The organism is Inquilinus limosus MP06 (assembly GCF_000767795.1).
Taxonomy (GTDB): Bacteria; Pseudomonadota; Alphaproteobacteria; order DSM-16000; family Inquilinaceae; genus Inquilinus; species Inquilinus limosus_E.
In genome coordinates, this window is sequence record NZ_JANX01000570.1 from 1 (window position 1) to 4,010 (window position 4,010).

Below are 4,010 nucleotides of genomic sequence, written 5' to 3' on the forward strand. Positions count from 1 at the left end.
GATCCGGTCGGCGAACAGCACGCCGCCCTCGGCCGTGAACAGGCCCCAGCGGATGCCGTCCGGGATCAGGAAGGGGAAGCGGCGCGCCAGCTCCTCCGGCGGCAGCAGCTCATAATCGGCGCCGAGCGCGTCGAGCGGGGCGCGGCAGCCATCGGCCCAGTCGCCCTCGCCCCGACTGAAGGCGATCGAGCCGCAATTCTCGTAGTGACGCACGCCGGCGGCGGCCCAGACCTCGTCCCAGGCGGCATAGGCGTCCATCGCCATGCGGGTGTAGCCGGGCGAGTTCGGATACAGCGCGCGGATCAGCCGGTGGTTGTCCCAGGACGCGGCGGACGGGTTCGGGATCGGCCCCCGCTCCAGCAGCGTGACGGTCTCTCCGGCTCGGGCCAGGTGCCAGGCGGTGGCGAGCCCCATCACCCCGGCGCCGACGACGATGCTGGTCATGTGCGAGTCCTTCACACCTTATGCTGTCATGCTCGAGCTCGATCCGGGCATCCGGAGACTGTCGAGACCTTCTGGATTGTCGGGTCAAGCCCGGCAATGACAAAGAGGCGGGGCCCGGCCCCTCCGATCAGGCCCCTTGCCCCTGCAGCGTCTCCACCGCCAGCCGGGCGGCGGCGAGGTCTTCCAGGGCGGTGCCGACCGACTTGAACAGGGTGATCTCGTCCGCCGAGCCGCGGCCCGAGGCTGTGCCGCGGGTCAGGTCGTGCAGGTCGGCCAGGATCGCGTCCTCGCCGATCACGCCGGCGCGGAGCGGCTGCAGCAGGTCGCCGGCCTCGGCCAGGGCGCCGGCGCGGGTGTCGACGAAGATCCGCGCCCGGCACACCGCCTCGTCGTCGCTCTCGCGCATCGCCGGCAGGTAGGCGCCGGCGAGGTCGAGATGGCTGCCGGGCTTCAGCCAGGCGCCATGCACGATCGGTGCGCGCGACTGGGTGGCGCAGGAGATGATGTCCGCCTCGCGCACCGCGGCTTCGAGATCGGCCGCGGCGCGGACCGGCAGGCCTTCCGCCGCCAGCGTCTTCGCCAGCTCCGCCGCCTGCTCCGGCCGGCGGGCCCAGATCGCGATGTCCTTGAGTGGCCGGACCGCGACGTGGGCCCGGATGAAATGCGGCGCCAGCGCGCCGGCGCCGACCATCACCATGCGCGACGCGTCCGGCCGGGCCAGGTAGTCGGCGGCCAGGGCCGAGGCCGCGGCGGTGCGGCGGTTGGTCAGGGTCGGCCCGTCCATGATCGCCCGCGGCACGCCGGTGGCGCCGTCGAGCAGTAGGTAGGAGCCGACGATGAAGGGCAGGTCCCTCGCCGGGTTGCCCGGCATCAGCGACACCAGCTTGATGCCGATCGCCTGCTCCCGCTCCCAGGCCGGCATGATCAGCAGCGTGGCGTCGCCGGCCGCGGTCGGCATGGTGTGGTGATGGCGCAGCGGCGCCTCCACCTCGCGGCGGAAGGCTTGGCGCAGCGCCTCGATCAGGGCGCGTGTGTCGATCGCCCGGTCGAGGGCGGCGGCATCGATGGCGAGCATGGCGATGTCTTCAGCGCTGGCCGGCGGCGGGCAGGGCCGGGCGGGCCGGATCGCCGTTGCGGTTGGCGGTGGCCGGGACGCCGGGGCGCTGCCGCGCCTTCAGCCCATCCAGATCCTTCTGGGTGGCGGCCAGCCGCGTCTCCAGCCGGCGCATGCGCAGGCCGGTGGCGAAGCGGCCGAACCACAGCGCCAGCCCGCCGATCAGCACGCCGAGCAGCAGCGGCAGCAGCGCCACCAGATACAGCGGCGCGTCGATCCGGAACGGCAGCGGCCAGAGGCCGAGCGTCACCAGCTCGCGGTTGCTGATCGCGAAGGACAGCAGCAGCAGGGCGAAGGGGATGGTGACGATCCAGGCGATGTACCGCACAGGCTATCCCTCGTGGTGGCCGGGGCCCGACGCCGCGGGCCGGTCATTCATCGGTGTTCAGACGCTCGCGCAGCTGCTTGCCGGTCTTGAAGAACGGCACCAACTTCTCCGCCACGTCCACCGCCACGCCGGTGCGCGGGTTGCGCCCGGTGCGGGCGTCGCGCCGCTTCACCGAGAAGGCGCCGAAGCCGCGCAGCTCGACCCGCTGGCCGTCCGCGAGGGCCGCGGTGATGCGGTCGAAGATGGTGGTGACGATGCGCTCGACATCGCGCTGGTAGAGGTGCGGATTGCGCTCGGCAAGCCGCATGATCAGTTCGGACTTGGTCATGTCTCCCGGATCCCTGTCCGCCGCCTTTTTGTCGACACGGATAGCCGCATCGCCTCGCTTGAGTTGACGGCAAGCCGGGATGGTGCCAGCCCGGCTTGCCGAAATCAAGGACAAGTGCTTCTGGACAAAGGGATTTCCGGCGCCGCCGATCATTCGGCCGGGCGCATCTCCCGGGCCGTCGCGCCGAAGCGGCCGCGGACCACCAGCAGCGTCGCGGCCAGACCGCACAGCGCCGCGAAGGACACCCACAGCCCGGGCATCGCCGTGTTGCCGGTCTGCTGGATCAGCCAAGTGCAGATCGCCGGGGTGAAGCCGCCGAAGGTCGCGGTGGCCAGGCTGTAGGCCAGCGAAAAGCCGCTGGTGCGCACATCCTCGGGCATGATCTCGGTCAGGAACGGGATCATCGCGCCGTTATAGCTGCCATAGAGGAAGGACAGCCACAGCTCGACCTCCAGCAGCCGGCCGAAGGAGGGGGCGTCGACCAGCCACAGCATCGCCGGGTAGGCGGTGACCAGCATCAGCACGGTGCAGGCGACCAGGATCGGCGTGCGGCCGATACGGTCGGACAGGGCGCCCGACAACGGCAGCCAGATCAGGTTGGTGATGCCGACGCACAGCGTCACCGTCAGGCTGTCGATGTCGGCGAGGTGCAGCGCCTGCTTGCCGAAGGTCGGGGTGTAGGCGGTGATCAGGTAAAAGCTGACCGTGGTCATCGTCACCAGCAGCATGCCGAGCAGGACGATGGCCCAGTTGTCGGCCAGCGAGCGCATGATCTGGGCCACGGTCGGGCGGCGGTGCGCCCGGGCCTGGAAGGCCTCGGTCTCCTCCAGCGAGCGGCGCAGCAAGAAGATCAGCGGCACGATCAGGCAGCCGACCAGAAGCGGCACCCGCCAGCCCCACAGCGCGACCTGGTCCGGCGGCAGCAGCACACTGAGCAGCACGCCGATCAGGGCGGCGACGATCACCGCCACCTGCTGGCTGCCGGACTGCCAGGAGGCATAGAAGCCCTTGTGGCCCGGGGTCGCGATCTCGGTCAGGTAGACCGAGACGCCGCCCAGCTCGACCCCGGCCGAGAAGCCCTGCAGCAGCCGGCCGAGCAGGACCAGCAGCGGCGCCAGCAGGCCCAGCGTCTCATAGCCGGGCAGCAGGCCGATGGTCAGGGTGCCGACCGCCATCAGCCCGAGCGTCAGCAGGAGGCCGGCGCGCCGGCCGTGCCGGTCGATATAGGCGCCGAGCACCAGGGCGCCGAGCGGCCGCATCAGGAACCCGGCCCCGAAGGTGCCGAGCGACAGCATCAGCGTGGCGAATTCGCTGCCGGTCGGAAAGAAGACCTTGCCGATATACGACGCGTAGTAGCCGTAGACCATGAAGTCGTACATCTCCAGGAAGTTGCCGCTGGAGACGCGGAGGACGGCCATCGCCTTGGATCGGGAGGGGGCGGCAGCGCTCATGAGGGAGCCTTTCGGAATCGAAACCGGCGTCGTCTTTCCCCCCGCCTTCGTCCCTCGGCCTGTCGAGACCGGTTGTCAATGGGGGAACGGCGACAGCTGTCTTTCAGGCTCACGAGACGCCTTTCTCACCGTCATTGCGAGCGTAGCGAAGCAATGACGGTTCTAGGGACCGCAGACGGAACAAAAGAAGGTAATGCCTAACCGAACTGGACTGGATTGTGGTCGCAATCGTCGAGGGAAGTGGTCTTTAAGAGCTTGATGATCAAGGGCTTAAGGTCCTCGTTGCGGTGATTGAATCGATAACAGGTTTCGCCGAGATAGAGATGAAAGAACTTTCTCGGCACA

5 protein-coding genes are annotated in these 4,010 nt (G+C 69.4%); all 5 read right to left on the minus strand.

Annotated elements, in window-relative coordinates; all coding sequences use genetic code 11:
* Positions 1-444: NAD(P)/FAD-dependent oxidoreductase (locus P409_RS28595; RefSeq protein ID WP_034846432.1), on the minus strand; the 444-nt coding region annotated here is incomplete at its 3' end.
* Between the two features lie 127 nt (positions 445-571).
* Positions 572-1,519 carry a bifunctional Delta(1)-pyrroline-2-carboxylate/Delta(1)-piperideine-2-carboxylate reductase gene (gene lhpI / locus P409_RS28600; protein WP_034846426.1) on the minus strand — a complete coding sequence of 316 codons (948 nt, stop codon included), beginning with the start codon at positions 1,517-1,519 and terminating at the stop codon, positions 572-574.
* Between the two features lie 10 nt (positions 1,520-1,529).
* Positions 1,530-1,886, minus strand: a complete 357-nt coding sequence (locus P409_RS28605) for a lipopolysaccharide assembly protein LapA domain-containing protein (protein WP_034846428.1) — start codon at positions 1,884-1,886, stop codon at positions 1,530-1,532.
* A gap of 43 nt (positions 1,887-1,929) precedes the next feature.
* Positions 1,930-2,214 carry an integration host factor subunit beta gene (locus P409_RS28610; RefSeq protein WP_034846430.1) on the minus strand — a complete coding sequence of 95 codons (285 nt, stop codon included), beginning with the start codon at positions 2,212-2,214 and terminating at the stop codon, positions 1,930-1,932.
* A gap of 149 nt (positions 2,215-2,363) precedes the next feature.
* On the minus strand, positions 2,364-3,632 hold the full coding sequence (tcuC, locus tag P409_RS28615; RefSeq protein ID WP_274519183.1) for an MFS transporter: 1,269 nt from the start codon (positions 3,630-3,632) through the stop codon (positions 2,364-2,366).
* Positions 3,633-4,010: the final 378 nt, after the last annotated feature.